The sequence below is a fragment of the Haloplanus salinarum genome (genome assembly GCF_024498175.1).
GTDB classification, from domain to species: Archaea; Halobacteriota; Halobacteria; order Halobacteriales; family Haloferacaceae; genus Haloplanus; species Haloplanus salinarum.
In genome coordinates this window covers 1,631,545-1,655,768 of record NZ_CP101823.1, presented here as the reverse complement: position 1 = coordinate 1,655,768, position 24,224 = coordinate 1,631,545, and the positions used below count along the sequence as shown (strand labels likewise).

Below are 24,224 nucleotides of genomic sequence, written 5' to 3'. Positions count from 1 at the left end.
CGGATCGGACGTACGACCGGGGGCAACGTGTCACGCCGACGGCCCTTCCCACCGCGCGATCACGTCGCTGTGTTGGCCGTCCTCGCTCGTCCAGAGCAGTTCGATCCGGGCGGTCGCGAGCGTGTCGATGGGGCTGTTCGTCCAAACGCGGACCCGCTCACCCGCGTCGACCGGATCGACGACGACGTCGACCCAGTCGGTCGCGTACCGCTGTTCCGTTCCGCCGTCCATGTAGTACACTACCACCTCGACCTGCTCGGGGTCGAACGTATCGCCCGACGTGTGGACGACGCGGACGACCTCACAGGGATCGCTCGCACAGTTGGGGTCGCTGACGCCCGTCTCGTACTCGAAATCGAAGGCGGCCTGTGGTGGGGCCGGCCCGAGCGATCCGGCCAGTCCAGACACCAATACCCACAGCGTCGCGGCCAATAGGACGACCATGCCGACCAACAACACGACGCCGACGGTGTTCGATACGCCTCTGTCTTCGGTTCGTAACGCGTTCATCGTGGGGGGAAATCGATCGGTCGTTCTCGGCGAAACTGTCTACCTGAAGACGTAAAAGTCGCGCGGGCGAATTATCAGCGGCAAGAACTGAGGCGGTGGCGACCGTTTCAATCGGTATGATACCCGGTTCAAACACCCTATACTGAAGGGTCGGGAGTTCGATGTTCCGCTGTCGTCCGATGAGCCGAGTCATCGCGCGTCTCGCCGTGGGCGTTCTGATACTGTCCGCCGCCACCTTCGCCGTCGGGACCGGCGCCTTCCCCGGAGCGTCGGATCCCGTCGGGGAGGAGGTGTCACTCTCCCCGTCGTCGGGACCGAACGGGGGGTATGCCTACCTCGCCGACGGCGAACTCGTCGTCGACCTCACCGCGGCCAATCCGAACCTCGAGGGCGACGGTGTGGGCGTCGACGCCGTCACGATTCTCGACGACGTGTTCGTCGTCCACTACGGCGGCGAGCGGTTCGCACGCATCTGGATCACGCACGGTTCGGAGTCGGTCACTCTCCGGGCGGACGGTCGGCCGATCCAGTCCGAGGCCAACGCCGTCGTCCTGCCGGCCAACGGATCGACGACCGTCGGGATGCGAGTCGACACGACCGGAACCACCGACGGGCTGTTGGAGGACCTGACCGTCCACGCGCGGGTCGCCGAACCGGGCGACGTCGACGCCGAGGCCACCGGGGGAGCCGCCACGTCGGACGACAACCGTTCGGTCAGTTCCTACGCGCCGAGCGACGACGCTCGGGAGTTCACCGTAACGAACGCGCCGGCCGGGGCGCCGGTCACGCTCGATACGGACCGACTGGTGGTCGACGCCATCGAGACGGAGACGCTCACCCTCGACGAGTTGGTCGTGACCGGCGACGGCGGCTCGATGTCGGTCGATGTCCGGGTGCTCGAGGGGACGGAGCGACCGGACGCCAACACCGGGATCAGTGCCCTCGGGGCAGTCGAAGTGACGGACGGTGGTTCGGTCGAGTCCGCCACGCTCCGATTCAGTGCCGCGCCGGCGTATCTCGAGGCCAGAGGAACCACCGCCGACCATCTCGTGGTCCGACACAGCGACGGTGGCGGCTGGCACTCACTCGACGCGAGGTACGTCGGCATGCAGAACGGCCGTGCGGTGTTCGAAGCCGAGTCGCCCGGGTTCTCGACGTTCGTGGTGGGCGTCCGAACCCCCGACCTTCGGATCGTCGACGCCGGTCCGCAGCGCTCGACCGTCGTGCCAGGCGAGTCCTCGACGGTCGCGGTGTCTGTCCGGAACGACGGCCTCGCGGCCGGGGAGCGAAACATCAGTCTGTCGATCGACGGCGAGCGAATCGACACGCGCGCCGTCGAGTTGGCACCCGGCGAGACGGCGAGAGTTCGGTTCACCGTCCAGCCACGGTCGCCGGGGCGGTACGCGGTGGGCGTCGACGGGGTCGACGCCGGGACGTTCGTCGTCGCGGCCCCGACGACGGACGCCCCGTCCGGTGCCACACCGGTCGACGAGGACGGCACGGAACGCGAATCGCCGACCCAGTCCTCGACCCTTCCGTCACCGACCCCTGCCGATCGGACGAACGCGTCGGTCAGCGAACCCGCGACACTCGACCCGTCGTCGATCGCGTGGCTGTCCGGGATCATCTCGATCTCGCTCGTAGCGTTACTGATCCGCCGTCGACGCGGTGGAACCGGCGGAGGGTGACTGTCGTGTCGCTCCGCTCGACCGACGATCCGCCGTTCGGCGCCGTTGTCGTCGACCTCGTTCGGGTCCGGGACTGCCTGGCGCTCGCAGCCGTCCCGGCAGCGTTGCTCGGCATCTTCCTGTTACCGGAATCGAGTCGCCGCTCGCTGACCTTTCTCTACGCTTCGCCCACTCTCACGACGGCGTTCGCCGCACACTTCGTCCACTTCCGGGTCACACATCTCGCCTCGAATCTGCTCGGGTACGGAGTGTTCGCCGGTGTCGCGTATCTGCTCGCGGTACTCGCCGGTCGGCGGCGACTGTTCGGGGCCGCGACGGGAACCTTCCTGCTAGCACTCCCCCCCGTGCTCTCCGCGTTGAACCTCGCCCTTCCCCGCCGTGCCGTCGGGTACGGATTTTCGGGCGTGAACGCTGCGTTCGCTGGCCTTCTCGCTCTCCTGATTCCGATCTATGCCCGGGCGAGACTCGCCTCGTGGATCGAGTTCCGGCACGCACCGGCCGTGTTTTTCGTCGTCATCGCCATCACACCCGTCGTCGCCCTCCCCCCCTCGACGACGAGTCTGGGAATCACGCTGACCTGTGGGGTGCTCGGAACGTACTACGTCCACGCTCTCGAGACGGACCGCCGACGAGCTGGGGGTGTAGAGACGGCGGGATCGACGCGGGGCTGGCTCGACCTCCTCGTCGTCGCGACCCTCCTGTGTGTCGGATTCCCGTTCGTCGGGTTCGGTGCCGGTGCCACCGGGTCGGCGACGGTTCCGAACGACTACGTCCATCTACTCGGGTTCTGTCTCGGATTCATCGGCCCGTACGTGTGTCTGGTGCTGGAGCTGTTCGATACCGACGGATCGACCGGATAGTGGCGATCGGTGACGGCAGACGGGGTGAGCGGAGAGGTTTTTTATCGGCTCGACGTAATCGTCCGGTGAATCGAATGTCTCCCCGACGCATGCTCTCGGTCGCGGGGGAGGTCCTCGCCATCGTCGTCGTCGTCGCGCTCGTCGCCGGACAGGCGCTCGGCTATCCGGTGTTGCTCGGGTTCGTCGAAACCGGGAGCATGGAGCCGACGTTGAACCCCGGCGATGGGTTCGTCGCCATCCCGACGGCCATCGACGGCGACGTCGAGGAGGGTGACGTGATCGTCTTTCGGGCCGAACAGATCCAGGGTGGTGGTCTCACGACCCATCGGATCGTCGGCGAGACGGAGCGGGGCTACGTCACCCGCGGTGACGCCAATCCATTCACCGATCAGGACGGCAACGAGCCACCGGTGAAGGATGCCCAAATCGTCGCCAAGGCGTGGCAAGTCGGCGGCTCGGTCGTCGTGATTCCACACCTCGGGACGGCGGTGATGGGTCTCCAAAGCGCCGTCACCGACACCCAGCGGACGCTCGCGTCGGTGACGGGGAGCCGATCCTTGCTCGGGACCCAGGGACTCACGTACCTGTTGCTCGGTCTCTCGGTGCTTCTGTACCTCTTCGATCTGTTCGTGACCGACGGAACGGACCGCGACCGAAGCCGATCCCGCAGTCGGGACCGGGGGCTGTCGTCGAGGGTCATCGTCGCCGGACTCGCGGCGCTGATCGTTCTCACCGCGACGGCGTCGATGGTGGTTCCCGCGGGAACCCAAGAGTTCGGCGTCGTGAGCGCGGACTTCGACTCGAAGAATCCGACGATCATCCGACAGGGGACCGCCGAGTCCCTCACCTACCGCGTCCCCAACGCCGGCGTCGTCCCCGTCGTGGTCTATCTGACGCCCGCCAGCGAGGGTGTCGAGACGACTCCCGAACGGCTTCGCGTCCCCGGTCGATCGAGCGCGAACGCGACGCTGACGCTGTCCGCTCCCCCGGAGACGGGGTACTACCGTCGGTACGTTTCGGAGTATCGCTACCTCGCCGTTCTGCCTCCGTCGGTGATCGACGCCTGTTACCGAGTCCACCCGTGGCTGCCGATCTTCGTCGTCGACGCCGTCATCGGCGTCCCCTTTTACTTGTTCGGGATGTCGCTCGTCGGCTCCGGCCGGCTCCGCTCTCGCTCCCGTTCCCGTGACGGCGTCTCGACCCTCCGGCGACTGTTGAGGCGGTACGGGTAATCCCGCCGCCTCCTCAAGATTCTTGTAGGGGTATCGGGAAAAAGCGCCACATGTCACGGGAGTGGGGGGTGCGCGGACGGATCCTGCTGGACGAGTGGTTCGCGGTCTTGGTCCTGGTCGGCGTGGTACTGATGGCGGTCGGCGGGTACGCGACGTACACAGCCTACGAGGCTCCCGGAACGACGACCGAGCAGCGACAGGTCTCCTCGTGGGAGGCCAACGGAACTTACGAGACGAGGGCAACGGTGACGGAGCCGAACCCGCTGTATTCGGTCGGCACCGAGCTTTCGAATCGACCCGCGTACTTCCTCTCCATCAGTCCGCTCGTCGAGGGGACGTTCCGGTTCGGCTACCAGGCGACCGACGGTGGGAGCGTGGACGTGACCGTCCAGCAGACGTTGATACTCCGCGCGGTCGAATCCCAGCCGACTCAGAGCGGGGAAGAACGTATCGAGTTCTGGCGGCTCACCGAACCACTCGGGACGACGCGCACGACCGGCATCGAACCGGGCGAATCGACCGAACTCACCTTCGAACGCAACGTCAACCGGACGTACAACCGGATGACGAACATCTCGGAGCGGCTCGGCGGGACGCCCGGTACGATTCAGATGCTCGTCGTCTCGACGGTCGAGTTCGAGGGCACCGTCAACGGGAACGACGTGGCGCGGACGGCGGACTACCGGCTCCCCGTTTCGGTCAGTGGGACCACCTATCAGGTCGGCGCCGTCGAGGGTGAATCGCTCGACGGATCGACGACCGAACCGTTCACCCGGCAGCGGACGTACGGACCGGCGTACCGGATCGGTGGCCCGGCCGCGCTGATCGTGGGCTTCCTTGGCCTCGCCGGCCTTGCGTACGGACGGTACGACGATCTGTTCGCCGTCTCCGAAGCCGAGCGTGCGACACTGCAGTTCCGATCGACTCGCGAGGAGTTCGACGACTGGATCACGACCGCACGGCTCCCCGCGACCGTCAGCGACCGTCCCCGGGTCGAAGTCGACGGACTGGAAGGTCTCGTCGACACGGCCATCGACCTCGACGCCCGCGTGTTCGAGGACCCCGAGGACGGCAGTTTCTACGTCGCCGACGACGGCCTCCTGTACGTGTGCGAACCGCCGACGAGCGGCCTCGATACGATTCTCGAGGGCGACAGCACGGCGGAGGCAGTCGAGGACGACGGCGACACGGGGGATACGGACGACGACATCTGACACCCTCGCCGAAAGGGGTTTCATCCCCACCTCCGTGGTAGTGGACATGTCCGACCTCGGGGATTTCACGGAGGTGTCGCCCGGCGACTCGCCGGACGACGAGGCGACAACCGACGAGGCGACGACGGCCGAGGCGTCGCGGGCGACCGACGACGCGACGGCCGACGACTTCGACACCTACGACGTCTCGCCGAGCGGCGCCGACCACGGCCTCGGCTCCATCTCCGTCTCCCAGGGGCTCCGCGTCGCGGAAGACGGCGACGACACGGCGCTGAAGGCCTTCATCACCAGCGACAATCGCGAGTCGGTCCGCCTCGGGAAGTACGTGATCGTCCCCTATCCGGACGACGAGACGCTCTTCTGTCGCATCACGGCCCTCGAGTACGCCCAGGAGTTCGAGGCCGACGACGCCACCGAAATCCACGCCAGGCGGGCGATGCGCCGCGACGACTTCGCCGAGCGCGACTACAAGTTCGTGGCGGCGCTGGATCCCGTCGCGGTGCTGTTCTCGGAGGGCGGGGAGTTGAAACGCCGGATGACCGACCGGGTGCCGAAGCCGGGGGCGGTCGTGAGCGAGGCGACCGACGCCGAACAGATCAAGACGGGGCTGGCCATCCCCGCCGACGGCGTCTTCCTCGGGCACCTCGCGGTCGGCGGCGAGACGGTGCGGACGGCGGCGAGGCCGCCGACCATCGACTACCGACTCACGGACGACTACGCGGACGGCGACCCGCTGGTCTTCCGGCACACCCTCGTCGCCGGCGGCACGGGGTCGGGGAAGACCCACGCCTCGAAGAACGTCCTCCGGCAGTATCTCGACTCGTCGTACCCGATGGACGACGGCCGCGAGGTGCGGACGGCGGTGGTCCAGTTCGACCCGCAGGACGAGTACGCCCAGATGCACGACGACAACCCGTCGATGGACGACGACTTCGCCCGGCGACTGGACCGTGAGGGAGTGGCCCACGGCGGCCACGACGACACCGTGGCCCTCGTCCCCGAAGTCAACGGGGCGTCGTACGACGGCGCCACCCACCGCGCCGAGCAGGTTCCCTTCACCGTCCCCTTCCGGATGGTCCGTCGGCGGCCGTGGCTGGTCGCGGGTGCCCGTCTCAACGACAACCAGTACCAGGCGCTCGACTACCTCCTCGACCGCTTTTTCCGCGACTACGGCGACGAAGCGACCTACGACGCCTTCACCTCCTTTCTCGACGACCCCGGCCTCCGGGAGGAACTCGACGAGTCCGGGCGGATCCACGAGGCCACCTTCGACGCGGTCCGCCGGCGGGCGCTCGGGTCCGCGTTCGCCCGGGTGTTCGACCGCGACGCCCGCCCCGTGACCGATCTGGTCCACGAACTCGTCCGCCCCGGTGGCCTGACGGTCGTTCCCACGTACCACGTCACCGATTCGCGCGCGACCGAACTGGTCGTCCTCGCGGTGTCCAGCCTGCTGGTCGACGAGAAACTGTCGAACGACCCGGACCACGAGCGGATCAAGGAGACGCCGCTGATCGTCGGGATGGACGAGGCACACAACTTCCTGACCGACGCCGAGAGCGTCCAGGCCCGGAAGGTCATCGGGAAGTTCACCGAGGCGGCAAAGCAGGGCCGCAAGGAGCGACTCGGCCTCTTTCTCATCACCCAGGACCCACAGGACATCGCCGACTCGGTGTTCAAGCAAGTGAACACGAAGTTGGTGCTCAATCTGGGCGACGAGGACGCGATCAGCAGCGTCAACATCCCCTCGACGCTGGAGGACAAGGTGCCCTACATGGAGAAAGGGCAGATGGTCGTCTACTCCCCGGACAACTCCGAACCCGTCGAACTCACGGGCCTGCCGACCTGCGTGACCCGACACGGCGACTGATACGGATTATTGTAACTGGTTACCGGTGGTTCGCCGGAACGTCTCGGCGAACCACCGGTAATGACTTACGATAAACAGTATGAGACGGGCGTCGTCGCCGGTGGCGGCGCTCCCGACGGGCCCGCCGAGGAACGATCCGAGCCGCCGGATCGCTGGGTTCTTGCCTGCACCCCCGTACCGGGAGATATGTCACTCGACCCGGACCGCCGGGCGTTCCTGCACCGCCTCTTGGAGACGCCGAGTCCCTCGGGCTTCGAGACGCGCGGGCAGCGCGTCTGGCTGGACTACGTGGACGAGTTCGCCGACGAGGTGCGGACCGACGACTACGGCAACGCGGTGGCGATCCACCGCGGCGATCCGGACGTCGATACGTCCTTTGCCGTCGCCGGCCACGCCGACGAGATCGGATTCATCGTCCGCCGGATCGACGACGACGGCTACGTCCGCATCGGCGCCATCGGCGGCGCCGACCGCACCGTCTCCAAGGGCCAACACGTGACCGTCCACGGCGACGACCCCGTGCCCGGCGTTGTCGGGCAGACGGCGATCCACCTCCGCGAGACCGGCGAGGAGAGCTACGACGACATCGGCGAACAGTCCGTCGACGTGGGGGCGACCGACGGCGACGAGGCCCGCGACCTGGTCTCGGTCGGCGACCCGGTCACGTTCTCGACGACGGTCGAGGAGCTCCACGGGTCGCGGGTGGCGGCCCGCGGCCTCGACAACCGGATCGGCGTCTGGGCGGCCGCCGAGGCGCTCAGGCGCGCGGCCGCGGCCGACGTCGACGCGACGGTGTACGCCGTGAGCACGATCCAGGAGGAGGTCGGCCTGCAGGGCGCGCGGATGGTCGGGGTCGACCTCTCACCGGACGCGGTGGTCGCGGTCGACGTGACCCACGCCACCGACTCGCCGGGCATCCCCGAGAAGCGGCGGAGTCCCGTCGAACTGGGCGAGGGACCCGTCGTGTCGCGGGGGAGCGCCAACCACCCCGTCCTCGTCGACCTGGCGCGAACGGTCGCCGACGACGCGGACGTGGACGTCCAGTTGCAGGCGACGGGCACCCGCACCGGCACCGACGCCGACGCCTTCTACACGGCGAGCGGGGGGACGCCGTCGCTGAGCCTCGGCCTGCCGAACCGCTACATGCACACGCCGGTCGAGGTGATCGACGAGGTGGACCTCCGCGATCTGGGGGCGTTGCTCGGCGCGATGGCCGAGCGAGCGGACGATCTCGAGGACTTCGCGGTCGACGTGTGATCGCCCCGTGATACGGATCATTGTGACTGGTTGCCGGTGGTTCGCCGGACCGTCTCGGCGAACCACCGGTAATGACTCACAATAAACAGTATGAGAGGGGGACACGGCCGTGAACCGAAAGAAAACCGTTAAAAGTCGCCCCCGGGTTTGATTCGGTATGGCTGGAACTATCGAAGTGCTCGTTCCCGGCGGCGAGGCCACCCCTGGCCCGCCGCTCGGGCCGGAACTCGGTCCGACGCCGGTCGACGTACAGGCCGTCGTCCAGCAGATCAACGACGAAACCGACGCGTTCGACGGCATGGAAGTCCCCGTCACCGTCGACTACGACGACGACGGCTCGTTCACCATCGAGGTGGGCGTCCCGCCGACGGCCGAACTCATCAAGGACGAGGCCGGCTTCGAGACGGGAAGCGGCGAACCCCAGGAGACTTTCGTCGCCGACCTGACCGTCGACCAGGTGCAGAAGGTCGCCGAGCAGAAACAGTCCGACCTGCTCGCCTACGATCTGAAAAACGCCGCGAAGGAAGTCGTCGGCACCTGCGTCACGCTCGGTGTCACCATCGAGGGGAACGACCCCCGGCAGTTCAAAGAGCGCATCGACGACGGCGAGTACGACGACCAGTTCGCGGACGAAGCGGCCGCGTAATCGGGACACACCGTCGCGTCCGGCCGATCGGCGCGGACACCGCGGGTTTCTTTTCCACGTCCGCGCTATCCCCGGTATGAACGATTCCCTCGTCGTCCCGGAGGACACCGTCGCGACCGCCGTCGGCGAGACGACGTTCCCCCGCATGGGCGTGATCGAGCAGATCTGGGAGACCGACCCCATCCCGATCGAGGAAATCGAGGGACGGGCCGCGGCTGCCGTCGACGACCTCGACTTCTCGGACGTCCCCGACGGCGGGGAGGTCGCCATCGGCGCCGGTAGCCGCGGCATCGCGAACCTCGGGAGCATCGTCAGCGGCGTCGTCGCGGGCGTCCGTGACCGGGGATACGAGCCGTTCGTCTTCCCCGCCATGGGGAGCCACGGCGGGGCGACCGCCGAGGGACAACGCGAGAAACTCGACACGCTCGGGGTGAGCGAGGAGACCGTCGGCTGCGAGATCCGGGCGACGATGGACGTCGAGACGGTGGGCGAGACGCCCGAACGGGGCGTGCCGGTGTACGCCGACGCCAACGCCGTCGCCGCCGACGCCATCGTAATGGTCAACCGGATCAAACCCCACACGGACTTCGGGGGCGAGGTGGAGAGCGGCCTCTCGAAGATGCTCGTCATCGGCATGGGCAAACAGCGCGGGGCGAAGATGGCCCACGACTGGGCCGTCGACTGGAGCCTTCGGAACATGCTGCCCGAGATCGCGAGCCAACTGCTGGAGGCGCTCCCCGTCGCCGGCGGCGTCGCCATCGTCGAGGACGAACACGACGACACGACGCTGCTCGAGGGCGTCCCCGCCTCGGGCTTTCTGGAACGCGAGCGCGAACTGCTGGAGACGGCCGAGCGGCGGATGCCCAAACTCCCGTTCGACGACCTGGACGTGCTCGTAGTGGACCGGATCGGCAAGGACATTAGCGGACAGGGAATGGATACGAACGTCACCGGCCGCCGCCACTTCACGATCAACGAGCCCGAACCCGAATCGCCCGACGTGAAGCGCATCTATCTCCGGGGGCTGACCGAGAAGACGAAAGGTAACGCCATGGGGATGGGGCAGGCGGACTTCGTCCACCGGGACGTGAAGGCGGGACTCGACTGGCCGAAGGCGCTCATCAACGCCATCACCGCGAGCACCGTCCGCGGCGTCCGACTGCCGCCGGTCGTCGAGAACGACCGCGCGGGGCTCCGGGGGGCGCTCGGGACCATCGGTCCCGTCGCCGGCGACGAGGCGCGGGTCCTGCGGGTCACCGACACGATGCGACTGCAGCGATGTTACGCCTCCGAACCGCTGATCGAGGCGGCGCGCGACCGCGACGACCTGCGGGTGATCGCCGAGCCGGCGGCACTCGCGTTCGACGACGGCGGCGAGTTCGTGGCGCCGACGCCCGGTGAGGACTGAGACGGCTCGCCCGCTCAGAAGGCGCGGTCGTACTGGACCGGCACCTCGATGCCGTCGGCGTCGAGTCGGTCGAGTTCCCGGGCCGCGTGCAGCGCGAAGTACGGGTCGCGGAGGTGTTCGCGGCCGACGATGGCCAGGTCCCCGCGACCGTTCCGGATCAGGGCGTCGGCCTGTTCGGCGGTCGTGATGCCGCCGACGGCACCCACCGCGATATCGGCCTCCGACTCCTGTCTGACCCGTCGAGCGTAGCGTTCCTGATAGCCCGGTCCGGTCGAGGGGATCGACTGATCGGGGTGGATGCCGCCGGCGCTCACGTCGATCAGGTCGACGCCGAGGGGCGCCAGGTCGTCGGCCAGACGGATCGAATCCGCGACGGTCCAGGAGTCGCGGTCGTCGAGCCAATCGGTCGCGGAGATCCGGACGAACAGCGGGTCGTCGTCGGGCCACACCTCGCGGATCGCGCTCGCCACCTCGCGGAGGAGGCGGGTCCGATCCTCGAAGCACCCGCCGTAGTCGTCGTCGCGGTCGTTCGCGACCGGCGAGAGGAACTCGTGGAGCAGGTAGCCGTGTGCGGCGTGGATCTCGGCGACCTCGAAGCCGGCGTCGTGGGCGCGCTCCGCGGCCGCGCGGAAGGCGTCGATCACGTCGCCGATATCGTCGTCGGTCATCCGTCGTGTCGCCGTCTCGCCCTCCTCGTAGGGCCACGGCTCGGCCGAAGGGGCGACCGTCTCCCAGCCGTCGCCGCCGGTCAGCGGCCGACTCCCCTCCCACGGACGGGTCTTGGAGGCCTTGCGACCGGCGTGGGCCAGTTGGATGCCGGGGACGCTCCCCTGGTCCCGGATCGAGGCGGTGACGTCGGCGAGGGCGTCGGCGTGGGCGTCGCTCCAGATTCCGAGGTCGTGGGGCGTGATCCGCCCGCGGGCCTCGACGGCCGTCGCCTCGGTCATCACCAAGCCCGCGCCGCCGACGGCCCGACTGGCTAGGTGGGTGTGGTGCCAGTCCGTCGGGAGTCCGTCCCGACCCTCACAGGAGTACTGACACATCGGCGAGACCATCACTCGGTTCGGAACCTCGGTGCCGCGTAGCTCGAGCGGTGTGAAGAGGTCTGCTGTCACGTCCGTCACGTGGACATCGAGGCCGATACGCGTATCGAAATCGACGAGCGTACTGCTCAGTGGTAGTGCAAAATACTCACATTATAGAGGGGGATATAGCGTCGATTGCGACGGCCTTATTAGGTAGTATTGTGTATATTGAGCACAACAATGAGTTCAATCGGTCGAGACGGACGCGCCGCAGTGACGGCGCTCGTGGTGCTGTTCGTGATGTCCGCCGTGGTCGCCACCCCGGCTGCTGCCGCGACGTACAGCGAGAATCAGGAGCCGGAACTGGTGACGTCGGTCCAGGGATCGAACGTGCTCACACCCGGCGAGACGACGACCCTGCAGGTCGGGGTCCAGAACCGCGGCACCGCAGTGACGAATTCCCAGGGTGAGACGTCGAAGCTCGCCGACGCCTTCCGGACGGCGGGCGTGACGCCGGGGGCCGCGATGGCCACGACGGCGTCCGTCGAGTCGGGGTCCGCTCCCGTCACCCTCCGAACTGGCGAGCAGCCGGTCGGAACCATCTCACCCGACGGAACGCGGCAGGCCTCGCTCGAACTCGAAGTGGCCGAGGATGCGAGTCCCGGCACCTACCGACTGCCCGTCACGCTCGACTTTCAGTACGTCCGTGCCGTCAGCGTCGACGACGACGACACGTACGTCACCCGCCGGGATCAGACGACCCGGACCTACGTGACCGTCCGGATCGAACCGGCCGTCAGGCTCGGCGTGGAATCGCTCGACGGCGAGAGCCTCAACGCCAAGGAGGACGGTCGCGTCGTGGCCACCGTCCGCAACGAGGGCTCGGAGACGGCGAGCGACGCCGAACTCGTTCTCGGGGAGAGCGACCAGTTGACCCCGCGGACCAACGGCCTCTCGTTGGGCACGCTGGAACCGGGCGAGACGGGAACCGCGTCCTTCCGCGTCGGCGTTGCCGACACGGGGTCGACCGACACGTACACCGTTCCGTTCCGACTGCGGTACGAGGACAGCAACGGCGTCGTCCGGGAGTCACAGGTCCGCACCGGGGAAGTGACCATCCGGGACGCGCCGAGCTTCGATCTCTCGGCGACGACGACCGATCTCTACGTCGACTCGACGGGCGCGGTGGCCCTGTCCGTGACCAACACCGGCGACCGCCCGGTGCCCAACGCACGGGCCGTGTTGCGTCCGTCGGAGCCGTTCTCGCCCCTCTCGACCGACGCCAGCCTCGGCACGCTCGATCCTGGAGAGACGGCAACGGCGCGGTTCAAACTCGAGGTTGCCGACCGAGCGATCCCCCAGGAGTATCCGCTCGCGTTCACCGTCGTCTACGACGACACGTACCAGGACCCCGTGGAGAGCGACCCGTTGACCATCCCGGTCGAAGTCGGCCCGGAAATGACCTTCGAGACGTCGGGGTCGCCGACGGTGGCCGCCGGTTCGACCGAGACGGTCGAGGTGACCGTCACCAACACCGGTGACGGGACGATGCACGACGCTGTCGCTCGCATCAACGCCAACACGCCGTTCGAGACCGACGACGATACGGCGTATATCGGCGAGTTGGCGCCCGGCGAGTCGCGGACGGTCACCTTCACCGTGAGCGTCGACGACGCGGCCACGTCCAAGGCCTACTCGCTCGATACGACGATCAAGTACGACAACTCCTTCGACCGGACCGTCGTCACGAACGTCGAACCGACCGCCGTGGAAGTGACCGATCGGCAGGGTGGCCTGCTCGCGTCCATCCTGCGTTTCCTGGGTCTGTAGATGTCCGACATCGGCACCCGCGTCAGGGACGGTCTCGAACGGCTCGGTGAGCGGAGTGCCCGCGACCCCCGGCCGGTCGTCGCCGTCGTCGTCGTCCTGATCCTCCTCTCGGGTGGGGTCGCAGCCACCTCGCTCCAGATGAGTATGGGGATGACCCTCTACATCGACGACGACTCGCAGACTGCAACGGAGTGGAAGGGGCTGAAAGACGACTTCGAGACGGGGAACAACGTCTTCGTCGTCGTCGAATCCGATCGGCTGTACGATCCGGAGACGATACGGGCTATCGACCGGCTGGACCGACGATACACCGGCCTCGACGAGACGACTCGGGTGATCAGCCTCGCCGACCTCGTTCGGGCAGGCAACGACGGGCGGATTCCCGAGACGGAGACCGGCGTCCGCCGCGCACTCGATCGGGCGACCGACCGGAACCCCGAACTGGCGGGAATGGAACGGCAGGTCGTCCCCGAGGCCGGCACGACGATCATCCTCGCCGACTACGGCGACGTCGGGACGTTCGATCGGGGGCGGCTGCTCCCCCAGCGTGGCGCCGACATCGTCTACGGCGAGATCCAAGAGGAGACGGAACTCGCCGCGCTCCCGCCCGGACTGTCGGTGACCATCACCGGCCAGCCCGTCTTCGAGAACGCCGCCTTCGGGCTCATGTTACCGGAGATGATCACGCTGTTCGCGGGCGCGTTCGCGCTCATCTTCGGAGTCGTCTATCTGGTCATGCGCTCGAAGGTCGAGCGTGGCTGGCACGTCTTCCTCCCGCTGGGGACGGCCATGACCGCGCTGATCTACATGACCGGCGCGATGGGCGTACTCGGCTACAACTTCAACGCCATCATGCTGGGTGTCATGCCCATCGCGCTCGGTCTGGGTATCGACTACGGCCTCCAGATCCAGACCCGCTATCTCGAAGAGCGGTCGAACGGTCGGGCGCCCGTCGAGGCGGCGGGGCAGGCCACTCGGACCACCGGCCGGGCGCTGCTGATCGCGATGGGCACCACCGTGGTGGGGCTGGGCTCGCTGCTCGTCTCCGCGGTGCCCCCGGTCCAGCAGTTCGGGGTCACGAGCGCCGTCAGCGTCGCCGCGAGTATGCTCCTCTCGGTGACCCTGTTGCCGGCCTTGCTGGTCCGATTCGATGCGGGCGCGAGCGAGTCCGAGACGGGGACACGGGACGCCACGGACGGCGAGACGGAGTACGACCGGCTCGAAGCCGCGATGGGGGCGGTGACCCGACGAGTGACCGCCGGGCGGCCGCTGGTGACGCTCCTGATCGCCTTCCTGCTGGTCTCCGGGGGCGCCTACGCCTACCCGCAGGTCGAACCTCGCCAGCAGATGATGGACTTTTGGCCCCAGAACCTCGACGCCAAGGAGGATCTGGAGCGCCTGGAGGACACCGTCGAGGGGTCGAAAGTCATCTACGTCGTCGTCGAAACAGATCAGGCGTACACCCCCGAGACGTTCCGGGAGGTGGCCACCTACCAGCGGTTGATGCTGGAGAATCCGAACGTGAATGCGGTGAGAAGCCCGGTGACGACCGTTCGGATGGAAAACGGCGGATCGATCCCCGAGACCCAGCACCGACTCGACGGTAGTCTCGAGGCCGCAAGCGAGGGACCGAACGCGATCCGTGATCCGGCGGACCAGCCGAGTAAACTGCTCTTGACCTTCTACGTCGACGACGTGGAGGGCGAGCCGGTCCGGACGCTGATCGACGAGTTCCACGGCAACGCCGACTACACCCTGACGACGGCCGATCAGGTGCAGGTGACGGGCAAGCCCGTCCTCAACCGGAACGTCATCGAGAACGTGACCGCCGGACTGACGCCGATGACGCTGTTGAGCTTCACGCTCGGGTTCGTCTTCCTGGCCTTTGCCTTCCGCTCGGTGAAGATTTCGGCGACCCTGATCGCCGCCGTCGCCGGCAGCGCCGCGTTGCTGGTGACGGGAGCGATGTATCTGGTCGGCGTCCCCTGGAACCCCCTGACGATCACGATGTCGTCGTTGACCCTCGGGATCGGCATCGACTACGGCGTCCACGTGTTCGAGCGCTTCGAATACGAGGTGGCCGAACGGGGACGGTCGCGGGTCGATGCCGCGACGACGGCGGTCGCGAAGCTCTCCAGGCCGGTGCTCGGGTCGAGTTTCACCACCATCTTCGGGTTCGGCGTCCTCACCATATCGCAGTTCCCCGTGCTCGCGAACTTCGGGGTGACGACGGTCTTCGCCATCGCGTTATCGCTCGTCGCCGCCTTCGGCATCCTGCCGGCGGCGCTGGTAACGGTTCGGCTGATCGAACGGGGCGAGTCGACCACGCCCGCCGATCCGGCGGGGAACTGATCATGTACGAGAACATCCTAATCCCGACCGACGGCAGCGACGCCGCGACGACCGCCGCCCGCTACGGGCTGTTCCTCGCCGAACGGACCGGCGCCACGGCGCACGTCCTCTCCGTGGTCGATCCGGACCGCTACGGGACCGACATCGTGGGTGACGTCGACGACCTAGTCCGCCGCCAGCAGTCCCGCCTCCACGACCGGGCCCACGGGGTCGTCGACGAGGTTGCGGCGTTGGCCCCCGTTCCAGTCGAGACACACGTCGTCGAGGGGCGCCCGCGGCGGGTGCTGGCGACGGCTATCCGGGAACGGGACATCGACCTCGTTGCCATGGGGACCCACGGGCGATCCGGCGTGGACCGCTACCTGCTGGGGAGCCTCGCCGAGCACACGCTTCGGACTGCCGGCGTTCCCGTGCTCGTGACTCGGGACGGCGACGTCGACGAGCCGGAACTGGCCGACATCGTCGTTGCCACCGACGGGAGCGAGGGCGCCGAGCGCGCGGGCGAGCACGGTATCGCCGTGGCGACGGCCACCGGTGCGCGGCTGCACACCCTCACCGTCGACGACGACGACACGCCGGCCCGGCGCCTCGCCGACCGGGCTCGTGACGTCGGAATCGAGGCCACCGCGACCGCTCGCACCGGGCGTCCACACGAGGCTATCGTCGCCTACGCCGACACCGTCGAGGCCGACTTGGTGGTCCTGGGGACCCACGGCCGAACCGGCGTCGAACGGGTCCTGCTGGGCAGTGTCGCCGAGCGGACCGTCCGGACGGCGCCCGTACCGACCATGGTCGTCGGTCCCTAGGCCGTCCGGACGCCCCGCGTGGCGGTGGCCTTGAACGAGGCGACGACCGGCGTGCCGCGGTGGAGGTTCAGTTCCTCGACGCTGGCGACGGTGACGAGGGCCGCGAGCGACACCCCCTCGCCCACCTCGACGGTGACGTGAGCGACGGCCTCGCCCCGGTCGACGGCGAGGACGGTCCCCTCCAGGCGGTTGCGGGCGCTGGTCCGATCCTCGTCGGGCGATCGGGAGGGACTCTGTAACGTCACTGCGTCGGCGCGGAGGGTTAGCCGGGCCTCGCTCCCGTCGTCGCTCCGCGGGACGAGCGCCCCGAGGGTCCCCGCCGCCGTCTCGACGGTCGCCAGTTCCCCGTCGCGGTCGACGATCCGTCCCGAGAGGACGGTCTCCTCGGTTTCGGCGACGCCGCTGAACTCGGCGCTGAGCCGATCGTACCGGTTCAGTAGCTCCCGTGCGAGGTCCGTCAGGTGGCTGCCGCCCCCACCCGACCCGCCCCGCTTGCGTGCCACCAGGTCGCCGAAGGCCCCCTCCAGTTCGACGATCCGCTGTTGGGCCCGCGAGTACGAGCGGCCGAGTTCCGTCGCGGCGGCGTTGATCGACCCGTGGTCGTCGATGGCCCGCAGGAGGACGACGTCGCGCTCGGCGAGTGTCACGTCGTCCCGTCCGATCCGGGCGTCGAACTCGGTCGAGAACTCCATACGTTCCGCACGGGGGCCGTTCAAAAAGGTGTTGTCGTGACCATCCCGGCGGCGATCAAAGACGTTATATCACATAAAACACAACGCCGTTGTGCTAACAATGAAACAACGGAAAGATGCGCCGAGCTGGCTGCAAGCACAAAAAGAGCACTGGAAGCAGGTCGTTCGGGGACGATCGCGCCGCGACGTGCTGAAGGGGCTCGGCGCGGCCGGGATGGCGGGGCTCGCCGGCTGTTCCGGCGGCGGTGGTGGCGGTAGCGATCCGACGGCAACTGCGACGGCGACCGAGGAGTCGATGGACTCCGGCGGCGAGGCGACGGACACGCCGACCGAGACCAGCACGCCGGAGTCCGAAGTCAGCGGTTCGATGACCATCTTCCACGCCGGTAGCCTCGCGGCGGCGTTCAGCGAGGCCGAACCGACGTTCGAGGAGGAGTACGGCGTCGACGTGAACCGCGAACCGAAGGGATCGGTCGCCTCGACCCAGAAGATCACCCAGCAGGGTCGCCGTGCGTCCGTCCTCGGAACCTCCGACTTCCGGCTCATTCGGGACCGAATCGTCCCCGACTACGGCGACTGGTACACCATCTTCACGACGAACTCGATGTCGATCCAGTACCGCGAGGACTCGCCGGGCGCGGACGAAATCTCGAAGGACAACTGGTGGGAAGTCCTGTCGCGCGACGACGTGACCATCGGCCACTCCGACCCCGCGGTCGACCCCGGCGGCTACCGTGCGGTCATGACCCAGCAACTCGGCGCCGAGGAGTTCGACGGGTCGTCGCTCTACGACCAGTCCACCTACGAGAAGCTCCGCGAGAACTCCACCGTGCCGACGGGAACGGAGACGAAGCTCAAAGGGCAACTGGAGTCCGGTGCCCTCGACTACGCCTTCTACTACCAGTCCATCTCCAGTACGGCGGACATGCCCTACATCGACCTCCAGCCCCAGGTCGACCTCTCGCAGGCGACGAGCGAGTACGCGGAACACTACGCGAAGGCGGAAGTCGAAACCGACAGCGGGACGTTCACCGGCGCCCCAATTGCGTACGGGATGACCGTCCCGAACGTCGCGCCCAACCCCGAAGCGGGCGCCGCGTGGATCGAGTACTTCGGCAGCGACGCCGGTCAGTCGGTGCTCGAAGAGTTGGGGCTCGTCCCTGTCGACCCCATCGTCGTCCCCCAGAGCGGTCAGGACGCCGTGCCTGATCGGGTGATGAACGTGGCCAGCGCGAAGAGCAACCTCGGTCCGCTCGAACTGTAACGGAGCTCCCCGCTCCGACACAGCTATGTTTCTGAATGGAAATAACGATAGCAATGGCTACGAGTACTGAGGCGCGATTCTCGTTGGACGGGGTCGGGCGCGTATCGCTGGCCGTGGCGTTCGTCGTGATACAGGGACTCGCCTTCGCCGGCGCGTACACCATCGGTCGATCGACGTGGTACGCCTTCTTCATGATCGGCAGTACGGCGGTCACGGCGTACCTGCTCCGGCGCGACTCCTTCGTCGTCGCCGCTGCGACGATGGGGAGCATCCTGATGGTCGCGCTCGGACTCCCGTTGTTCATGTTCGTCGCGCGACAACAGCCGTCCATCGTCGTCGAGAAGGCGCTCAGTTCAGACGTCCATCGGATGCTCTATCTCGGCATCTACGGTCCGCTACTGGCAGCCATCGTCAGCCTGGCGTTCGGCATCCCGCTCGCACACCTGTTCTCGGAGGGGTTCGCCGGCCAACAGTTGGTCGAGAGTCTCGTCGACCTGCCGCTGGTCGTCCCCCACAGCGTCGCGGGCATCCTCATCCTCTTCGGCTTCGGGAAGGGCGGCGCCTTCCCGAACGTCACCGTCCTCGGGAGCATGATCGGGATGGTGCTCGCGATGACGTTCGTGAGCGCCCCCTACGCCGTCAACGCTACGCGCGAGGCGTTCGAGTCGATCAACGACCGGCTGGAGTACGCCTCGCGCATCCACGGCGCGAACCGCTGGGACACGTTCCGCCGGGTGACGGCCCCCCTCGCGATTCGGGGGATGATCACCGGCGGCGTCCTCGCGTGGGCACGCGCCGTCTCCGAGTTCGGCGCCGTCGCCGTCGTCGCCTACTCCGTCTCCTTCTTCTACCCGCCGTCCGGCGGTGAGGTGACGACCCAGCACGCTCCCGTGTTCGTCTACGGGACGTACCTGCAGGGCGGCCTCGCCGAGAGCGGTGCGGTCGCGTTCATCCTGCTCTGTGTCTCCGCGCTCATCTTCCTGATCATCCGCTATCTCACCACCGACAGCACGACGACCGGAGGCGTCGTATGAGCCTCCACGCCGACGTGTCGGCGATGTTCTCCGCCGACGGGGCGGACTCCTTCCACGTCGACGCCGAAATCGAGGTAGAACGGGGCGAGAGCCTCGTCATTCTCGGCCCCAGCGGAAGCGGAAAGACGCTCCTGCTGGAGACCGTGGCGGGCTTTCATCGCCACGATGGCCCCGTCACGCTCGACGGGGCGCGGGTGAGTGACACCGACCCCGAAAACCGGGACTTCGGGTTCGTCTTCCAGGACTACGCGCTCTTCCCGCACATGACCGTCCGCGAGAACGTCGACTTCGGGAGTCGCTACCACGACGACACCCGCGACCCGGACGCCCTGCTCGCGGAACTCGGCGTGTCCGGACTGACCGACCGCTACCCGCCCACGCTCTCGGGCGGCGAGAAACAGCGGGTGGCACTGGCCCGGGCGCTCGCGATACGACCCGAGGTCATGCTGCTCGACGAGCCGCTGGCGGCGCTCGACGTACCGACCAGACAGGCGCTCCGCGACGATCTCGCGGACGTGCTGGCGGACGCGACGGCCATCTATGTGACGCACAACCGGACGACTGCGCGTGCTCTCGCGGATCGCCTCGTCGTCATGAACGACGGGGGGGTCGTCCAGAGCGGGACGCCCGAGGAGGTATTCCACCGGCCGGAGTCGCCGATGGTCGCCCGGTTCACCGGATCGAACGTGATCGACCTCGACGACGCGCCGTCGCTCCGCTCGGCGCTCGACGTGGGGGGCGACGACGTGGTGACGATCCGGCCCGAATCGGTCGGCATCGGCGACGACGGCGACGTTCGCGGGACCGTCGAGCGCGCCGTCCGCGAGGACGCGACCACCCGCGTGACCGTCTCCATCGACCGCGTGACCGTCGAGGCGTTCGCCGAGCGAGCGCCCGCCGTCGGCGACGAAGTGTGGCTCACGCTCCCCGAGAGCGACATCCACATCTGCCGACGAGCGGCGCCGAGGGCCTGACTCCGACGGTCGCGTACGCCGCCGAAACGCCCGTCTTCGACGTCGTCGTCGTCGGTGCTTCGACGGACTTAAGTCCGACATCCTCCACCTTCCGATGAGACAGGCCCACGCCTGTTTCACTGACCCGTAGGAGCGCAAGCGTACTACGGAGGTGAAAGATGGCAGATACAATAGAGCAAGCAGTCTCTCGCGCACTCGACGAGGCACCGCCGCGGAACTTCCGCGAGACGGTCGACCTCGCCGTGAATCTGCGCGACTTGGATCTCAACGACCCGTCGAATCGCGTCGACGAGAGCGTCGTCCTGCCGGCCGGTACCGGCCAGGAAACGCAGATCGTCGTCTTCGCAACCGGTGAGACCGCCCTCCGTGCAGAGGAGGTCGCGGACGACGTCCTCGGCCCCGACGAACTCGAAGACCTCGGGGACGACGACGACGCCGCGAAGGACCTCGCCGACGAGACCGACTTCTTCGTCGCGGAAGCGCCGATGATGCAGGATATCGGCCGGTATCTCGGGACCGTCCTCGGGCCGCGCGGCAAGATGCCGACGCCGCTCCAGCCCGACGACGACGTCGTCGAGACGGTCGAACGAATGAAGAACACGGTTCAGCTCCGGAGCCGCGACCGCCGCACGTTCCACACGCGCGTCGGCGCGGAGGACATGGACGCCGAGGAGATCGCGGACAACATCGACGTCATCGTCCGCCGCCTGGAGGCGGCCCTGGAGAAAGGACCGCTCAACATCGACTCCATCTTCGTCAAGACGACGATGGGGCCGTCCGTGGAGGTCGAAGCATGAGCGAGAGCGAGGCCGCCCGGAAGACCGAGACGATCCCGCAGTGGAAACGCGCGGAGGTCGACGAACTCGTCGACTTCATCGAATCCTACGCCAGCGTGGGGATCGTCGGCGTCACCGGCATCCCGAGCCGACAGCTCCAGAACATGCGTCGCGACCTGCACGGGAGCGCGGAGGTCCGGATGAGCCGGAACACGCTTCTCAGTCGCGCGCTCGACGAGGTCGATCAGGGCTACGAGGACCTCTCCGGGTACGTCTCGGGGCAGGTCGCCCTCATCGGCACCAACGACAACCCGTTCGGTCTCTTCCAGCAACTGGAAGCCTCGAAGACGCCCGCCCCGATCAACGCGGGCGAGGTCGCCCCCAACGACATCGTGATCCCGGAGGGCGACACGGGGGTCGATCCCGGTCCCTTCGTCGGCGAGCTCCAGCAGGTGGGCGCCGAAGCCCGCATCATGGACGGGTCGATCAAGGTGACCGCCGACTCGACGGTGCTCGAAGCCGGCGAGGAGGTCAGCGACGAACTCGCGAACGTCCTCGGCGAACTGGGGATCGAGCCCAAGGAAGTCGGGCTCGACCTCCGGGCGGTCTACTCCGAGGGCGTCCTGTTCGAACCCGAGGAACTCGCCATCGACGTCGACGAGTACCGCGCCGACGTGGAGTCGGCCGCGGCCGCCGCGCGCAACCTCTCGGTCAACGCGGCCTACCCGACCGCCCGCACCGCGGGCACGCTGCTGGCCAAGGCGGCCGGCCAAGCCAAGTCGGTGGGTCTCCACGCCGCCATCGAGGACCCCGAGCTGATGCCGGACCTCGTGGCCACCGCCGACAGTCAGGTGCGCGCCCTCGCGGCACACATCGACGACGACGAGGCGCTCCCGGAGGAACTGCGCGGCGTGGAAGCGCCCGCGGCGACCCCGGAGACCGAGGCCGACGAGGCCGAAGACGACGAATCGAGCGACGAAGACGACGCGGACGCCGACACCGACACCGACGCCGACGCCGACGACGACGACGACGACGGCGGCGACGCCGGCGAGGGTCTCGGCGCGATGTTCGGCTAACTACGGAGACAACCAATGGAATACGTTTACGCAGCACTCATCCTGAACGAGACCGGCGAAGAGATCAACGAAGACAACGTGACCGCGGTCCTGGAGGCCGCCGGCGTCGACGTGGAGCAGTCCCGCGTGAAGGCGCTGGTCGCCGCCCTCGAGGACGTCGACATCGAGGAGGCCATCGACACGGCCGCCGCCGCGCCCGCCGCCGGCGGCGCCGCCGGTGGCGCCCCCGCTGGCGACGACGACGATGACGACGAGGGCGACGAGGCCGCCGACGAGGCCGACGAAGAGGAAGCGGCCGAGGAAGAGGACGAAGAAGACGAAGAGGCCAGCGGCGAGGGCCTCGGCGAACTCTTCGGCTGATTCGGTCACGACCACCCGATTCTTTCGCGACGCCACCCCCGCGAGCCACGCGGCCGTCGTCCGCGGCTCGCGGGGGTTCGCCGCCCCGGAGATTGAAACCCGATGCCGCGGCCACCGCCGCGGGATGGGCCTCGCCACGCCGGCCGGTGTCACCACGCTCGGCTACGTCCTCGTGGGCGTCGCCCTCGGGACGTGTAGCGGGCTGACGCCCGGGCTACACGCGAACAACTTCGCGCTGTTGCTCGCGTCCGTCGTGCCCGCCCTCCCCGGCCCGCCGCTCGCCCTGGGGGCGGCGATGCTCGCGGCCGGCGTCGTCCACACCTTTCTCGACGTGGTGCCGGCGCTGGCACTCGGGGTTCCGGACCCCGCCACGGCGGCGGTCACGCTCCCCGGCCACCGGCTGGTCCTCGACGGCCGGGGACGGGAGGCGCTCCGACTCTCCGCGCTCGGGAGCGGGCTCGCCGTCCTCGTCGCGCTCCCCGTCGCCGTCCCGTTGACCCGCGTCGTCGACGCCGTCTACCCGACGCTCCGTCGACACCTCCCGCTCGTGCTCGCCGGCGTGGCGCTCGTCGTCGTCGCTACCGAACCCACCTGGCGGCGACGCCTCGCCGCCGTGGGAACCCTCGCCGTCGCCGCCGGCCTCGGGTGGGCGACGCTCGCCCTCGATCCGGCCGGACTGGCCGCCGCCGGGAGCGTCCTCGCGCCCCTGTTCGCCGGGCTGTTCGGGGCCCCCGTGTTGATCGAGGCCCTGGAGGGCGAGGGTGTCCCGCCACAGGCCGAACCAACGGTCTCCCTCGGCCGGCGGACGGTCCTCGGGACGGCGGGCGCCGGCGCCGGTGCGGGCGCGCTCGTCGGCTACCTCCCGGGCGTCTCCGCGGCCGTCGGGACGGTCCTCGTCCTCCCGGTGGTTCCCGGTCGCTCCGGCGCGCGCGGCTTCCTCGTCGCCTCCAGCGGCGCCAACACGGCGAACACCGTCTTCGCCCTCTTCGCCCTCGTCGCGCTGGGTACGCCCCGCACCGGCGTGATGGTCGCGATGGAGCGAGTCGACGCCACGGGGCCCCTCCTCCCGCTCGTGGGAGCGACCTGTCTCGCGGCCGCCGCCGGCTTCGCCCTCGTCGTCTCCGTCGGCGACGCCTACCTCCGGACGGTCGGCCGCCTCGATTACACCCGCGTGTCGCTCGGGACCGGGTGTCTGCTGGTCGCCGTCGCCTACCTGTTCGCGGGCGTGGTCGGGCTGGCGGTGTTCGCGCTCGCGACGTTCGTGGGCCTGCTCCCGGTCGTACTCGGCGTCAGGCGGGTCCATCTGATGGCGGTGCTCGCGCCGGCCGTCGTCCCGTCGTGATCGAGCCG

21 protein-coding genes are annotated in these 24,224 nt (G+C 68.3%); 18 read left to right on the top strand and 3 right to left on the bottom strand.

Annotated features, from left to right (window positions below):
- Positions 1–30: 30 nt before the first annotated feature.
- Positions 31–510 (bottom strand): type IV pilin domain-containing protein, encoded by a 480-nt coding sequence (locus NO364_RS08515; protein ID WP_257629080.1) that lies wholly within the window; start codon positions 508–510, stop codon positions 31–33.
- 179 nt (positions 511–689) lie between these two features.
- On the opposite strand from NO364_RS08515, the gene NO364_RS08510 reads away from it, so the two are divergent.
- From NO364_RS08510 to NO364_RS08475, 8 genes are all read left to right on the top strand, one after another.
- Positions 690–2,198, top strand: a complete 1,509-nt coding sequence (locus tag NO364_RS08510; protein ID WP_257629079.1) for a CARDB domain-containing protein — start codon at positions 690–692, stop codon at positions 2,196–2,198.
- Between the two features lie 5 nt (positions 2,199–2,203).
- Entirely contained in the window at positions 2,204–3,058 is an 855-nt protein-coding gene (locus NO364_RS08505) for a hypothetical protein (RefSeq protein ID WP_157687900.1), read from the top strand.
- A gap of 74 nt (positions 3,059–3,132) precedes the next feature.
- Entirely contained in the window at positions 3,133–4,290 is a 1,158-nt protein-coding gene (locus tag NO364_RS08500; protein WP_257629078.1) for a signal peptidase I, read from the top strand.
- A gap of 50 nt (positions 4,291–4,340) precedes the next feature.
- Positions 4,341–5,504 (top strand): DUF5305 domain-containing protein, encoded by a 1,164-nt coding sequence (locus NO364_RS08495; protein ID WP_257629077.1) that lies wholly within the window; start codon positions 4,341–4,343, stop codon positions 5,502–5,504.
- A gap of 46 nt (positions 5,505–5,550) precedes the next feature.
- Complete coding sequence (locus NO364_RS08490) at positions 5,551–7,371, top strand: ATP-binding protein (protein ID WP_257629076.1); 1,821 nt, start codon at positions 5,551–5,553, stop codon at positions 7,369–7,371.
- A gap of 186 nt (positions 7,372–7,557) precedes the next feature.
- Positions 7,558–8,628 carry a zinc-binding metallopeptidase family protein gene (locus NO364_RS08485; protein ID WP_257629075.1) on the top strand — a complete coding sequence of 357 codons (1,071 nt, stop codon included), beginning with the start codon at positions 7,558–7,560 and terminating at the stop codon, positions 8,626–8,628.
- A 157-nt stretch (positions 8,629–8,785) separates the two neighbouring features.
- Positions 8,786–9,274 (top strand): 50S ribosomal protein L11, encoded by a 489-nt coding sequence (locus NO364_RS08480; RefSeq protein ID WP_157687905.1) that lies wholly within the window; start codon positions 8,786–8,788, stop codon positions 9,272–9,274.
- Positions 9,275–9,350: 76 nt separating this feature from the next.
- On the top strand, positions 9,351–10,682 hold the full coding sequence (locus tag NO364_RS08475) for a nickel pincer cofactor-dependent isomerase, group 22 (protein ID WP_420191829.1): 1,332 nt from the start codon (positions 9,351–9,353) through the stop codon (positions 10,680–10,682).
- Between the two features lie 14 nt (positions 10,683–10,696).
- On the opposite strand, the gene NO364_RS08470 is transcribed toward NO364_RS08475, so the two are convergent.
- A complete protein-coding gene (locus NO364_RS08470; protein ID WP_257629074.1) occupies positions 10,697–11,797 on the bottom strand; it encodes an NADH:flavin oxidoreductase/NADH oxidase in 1,101 nt (366 codons plus the stop codon).
- 150 nt (positions 11,798–11,947) lie between these two features.
- Between NO364_RS08470 and NO364_RS08465 the strand changes: the two genes are divergently transcribed.
- Genes NO364_RS08465 through NO364_RS08455 form a run of 3 tightly spaced genes read left to right on the top strand, consistent with a single transcriptional unit; the run spans position 11,948 to position 16,695 of the window.
- Positions 11,948–13,537: a COG1361 S-layer family protein gene (locus NO364_RS08465; protein WP_257629073.1), complete on the top strand. Its 1,590-nt coding sequence runs from the start codon at positions 11,948–11,950 to the stop codon at positions 13,535–13,537.
- Positions 13,538–15,889: an efflux RND transporter permease subunit gene (locus NO364_RS08460; RefSeq protein WP_257629072.1), complete on the top strand. Its 2,352-nt coding sequence runs from the start codon at positions 13,538–13,540 to the stop codon at positions 15,887–15,889.
- A gap of 2 nt (positions 15,890–15,891) precedes the next feature.
- Positions 15,892–16,695, top strand: a complete 804-nt coding sequence (locus NO364_RS08455; protein ID WP_157687910.1) for a universal stress protein — start codon at positions 15,892–15,894, stop codon at positions 16,693–16,695.
- Here the strand turns inward: NO364_RS08455 and NO364_RS08450 are convergent.
- Positions 16,692–17,387 carry a TOBE domain-containing protein gene (locus tag NO364_RS08450; protein WP_257629071.1) on the bottom strand — a complete coding sequence of 232 codons (696 nt, stop codon included), beginning with the start codon at positions 17,385–17,387 and terminating at the stop codon, positions 16,692–16,694. The genes NO364_RS08455 and NO364_RS08450 overlap by 4 nt on opposite strands.
- Positions 17,388–17,487: 100 nt before the next feature.
- Between NO364_RS08450 and NO364_RS08445 the strand changes: the two genes are divergently transcribed.
- The 7 genes from NO364_RS08445 (at position 17,488) to NO364_RS08415 (ending at position 24,216) form a co-directional block, all read left to right on the top strand.
- A complete protein-coding gene (locus NO364_RS08445) occupies positions 17,488–18,651 on the top strand; it encodes an extracellular solute-binding protein (RefSeq protein WP_157687912.1) in 1,164 nt (387 codons plus the stop codon).
- 53 nt (positions 18,652–18,704) lie between these two features.
- The gene (locus NO364_RS08440) at positions 18,705–19,685 is read left to right on the top strand and encodes an ABC transporter permease (RefSeq protein WP_157687913.1); all 981 of its coding nucleotides are present in this window, start codon (positions 18,705–18,707) and stop codon (positions 19,683–19,685) included.
- Positions 19,682–20,659 (top strand): ABC transporter ATP-binding protein, encoded by a 978-nt coding sequence (locus NO364_RS08435; protein ID WP_257629070.1) that lies wholly within the window; start codon positions 19,682–19,684, stop codon positions 20,657–20,659. Before NO364_RS08440 ends, NO364_RS08435 begins: the two co-directional genes overlap by 4 nt.
- Positions 20,660–20,817: 158 nt before the next feature.
- Positions 20,818–21,456 (top strand): 50S ribosomal protein L1, encoded by a 639-nt coding sequence (locus tag NO364_RS08430; RefSeq protein WP_157687915.1) that lies wholly within the window; start codon positions 20,818–20,820, stop codon positions 21,454–21,456.
- Positions 21,453–22,514: a 50S ribosomal protein L10 gene (locus NO364_RS08425; RefSeq protein WP_257629069.1), complete on the top strand. Its 1,062-nt coding sequence runs from the start codon at positions 21,453–21,455 to the stop codon at positions 22,512–22,514. The genes NO364_RS08430 and NO364_RS08425 overlap by 4 nt, the downstream gene beginning before the upstream one ends.
- A 15-nt stretch (positions 22,515–22,529) precedes the next feature.
- Positions 22,530–22,874 (top strand): 50S ribosomal protein P1, encoded by a 345-nt coding sequence (rpl12p, locus tag NO364_RS08420; RefSeq protein ID WP_157687917.1) that lies wholly within the window; start codon positions 22,530–22,532, stop codon positions 22,872–22,874.
- 124 nt (positions 22,875–22,998) lie between these two features.
- Complete coding sequence (locus NO364_RS08415; RefSeq protein ID WP_257629068.1) at positions 22,999–24,216, top strand: tripartite tricarboxylate transporter permease; 1,218 nt, start codon at positions 22,999–23,001, stop codon at positions 24,214–24,216.
- Positions 24,217–24,224: the final 8 nt, after the last annotated feature.

Coding starts and splice junctions, on each gene's coding strand:
- NO364_RS08515 (WP_257629080.1), bottom strand. CDS start 510: ATGAACGCGTTACGAACCGAAGACAGAGGCGTATCGAACACCGTCGGC.
- NO364_RS08510 (WP_257629079.1), top strand. CDS start 690: ATGAGCCGAGTCATCGCGCGTCTCGCCGTGGGCGTTCTGATACTGTCC.
- NO364_RS08500 (WP_257629078.1), top strand. CDS start 3,133: ATGTCTCCCCGACGCATGCTCTCGGTCGCGGGGGAGGTCCTCGCCATC.
- NO364_RS08495 (WP_257629077.1), top strand. CDS start 4,341: ATGTCACGGGAGTGGGGGGTGCGCGGACGGATCCTGCTGGACGAGTGG.
- NO364_RS08490 (WP_257629076.1), top strand. CDS start 5,551: ATGTCCGACCTCGGGGATTTCACGGAGGTGTCGCCCGGCGACTCGCCG.
- NO364_RS08485 (WP_257629075.1), top strand. CDS start 7,558: ATGTCACTCGACCCGGACCGCCGGGCGTTCCTGCACCGCCTCTTGGAG.
- NO364_RS08480 (WP_157687905.1), top strand. CDS start 8,786: ATGGCTGGAACTATCGAAGTGCTCGTTCCCGGCGGCGAGGCCACCCCT.
- NO364_RS08475 (WP_420191829.1), top strand. CDS start 9,351: ATGAACGATTCCCTCGTCGTCCCGGAGGACACCGTCGCGACCGCCGTC.
- NO364_RS08465 (WP_257629073.1), top strand. CDS start 11,948: ATGAGTTCAATCGGTCGAGACGGACGCGCCGCAGTGACGGCGCTCGTG.
- NO364_RS08460 (WP_257629072.1), top strand. CDS start 13,538: ATGTCCGACATCGGCACCCGCGTCAGGGACGGTCTCGAACGGCTCGGT.
- NO364_RS08455 (WP_157687910.1), top strand. CDS start 15,892: ATGTACGAGAACATCCTAATCCCGACCGACGGCAGCGACGCCGCGACG.
- NO364_RS08450 (WP_257629071.1), bottom strand. CDS start 17,387: ATGGAGTTCTCGACCGAGTTCGACGCCCGGATCGGACGGGACGACGTG.
- NO364_RS08445 (WP_157687912.1), top strand. CDS start 17,488: ATGAAACAACGGAAAGATGCGCCGAGCTGGCTGCAAGCACAAAAAGAG.
- NO364_RS08440 (WP_157687913.1), top strand. CDS start 18,705: ATGGCTACGAGTACTGAGGCGCGATTCTCGTTGGACGGGGTCGGGCGC.
- NO364_RS08435 (WP_257629070.1), top strand. CDS start 19,682: ATGAGCCTCCACGCCGACGTGTCGGCGATGTTCTCCGCCGACGGGGCG.
- NO364_RS08430 (WP_157687915.1), top strand. CDS start 20,818: ATGGCAGATACAATAGAGCAAGCAGTCTCTCGCGCACTCGACGAGGCA.
- NO364_RS08425 (WP_257629069.1), top strand. CDS start 21,453: ATGAGCGAGAGCGAGGCCGCCCGGAAGACCGAGACGATCCCGCAGTGG.
- rpl12p (WP_157687917.1), top strand. CDS start 22,530: ATGGAATACGTTTACGCAGCACTCATCCTGAACGAGACCGGCGAAGAG.
- NO364_RS08415 (WP_257629068.1), top strand. CDS start 22,999: ATGGGCCTCGCCACGCCGGCCGGTGTCACCACGCTCGGCTACGTCCTC.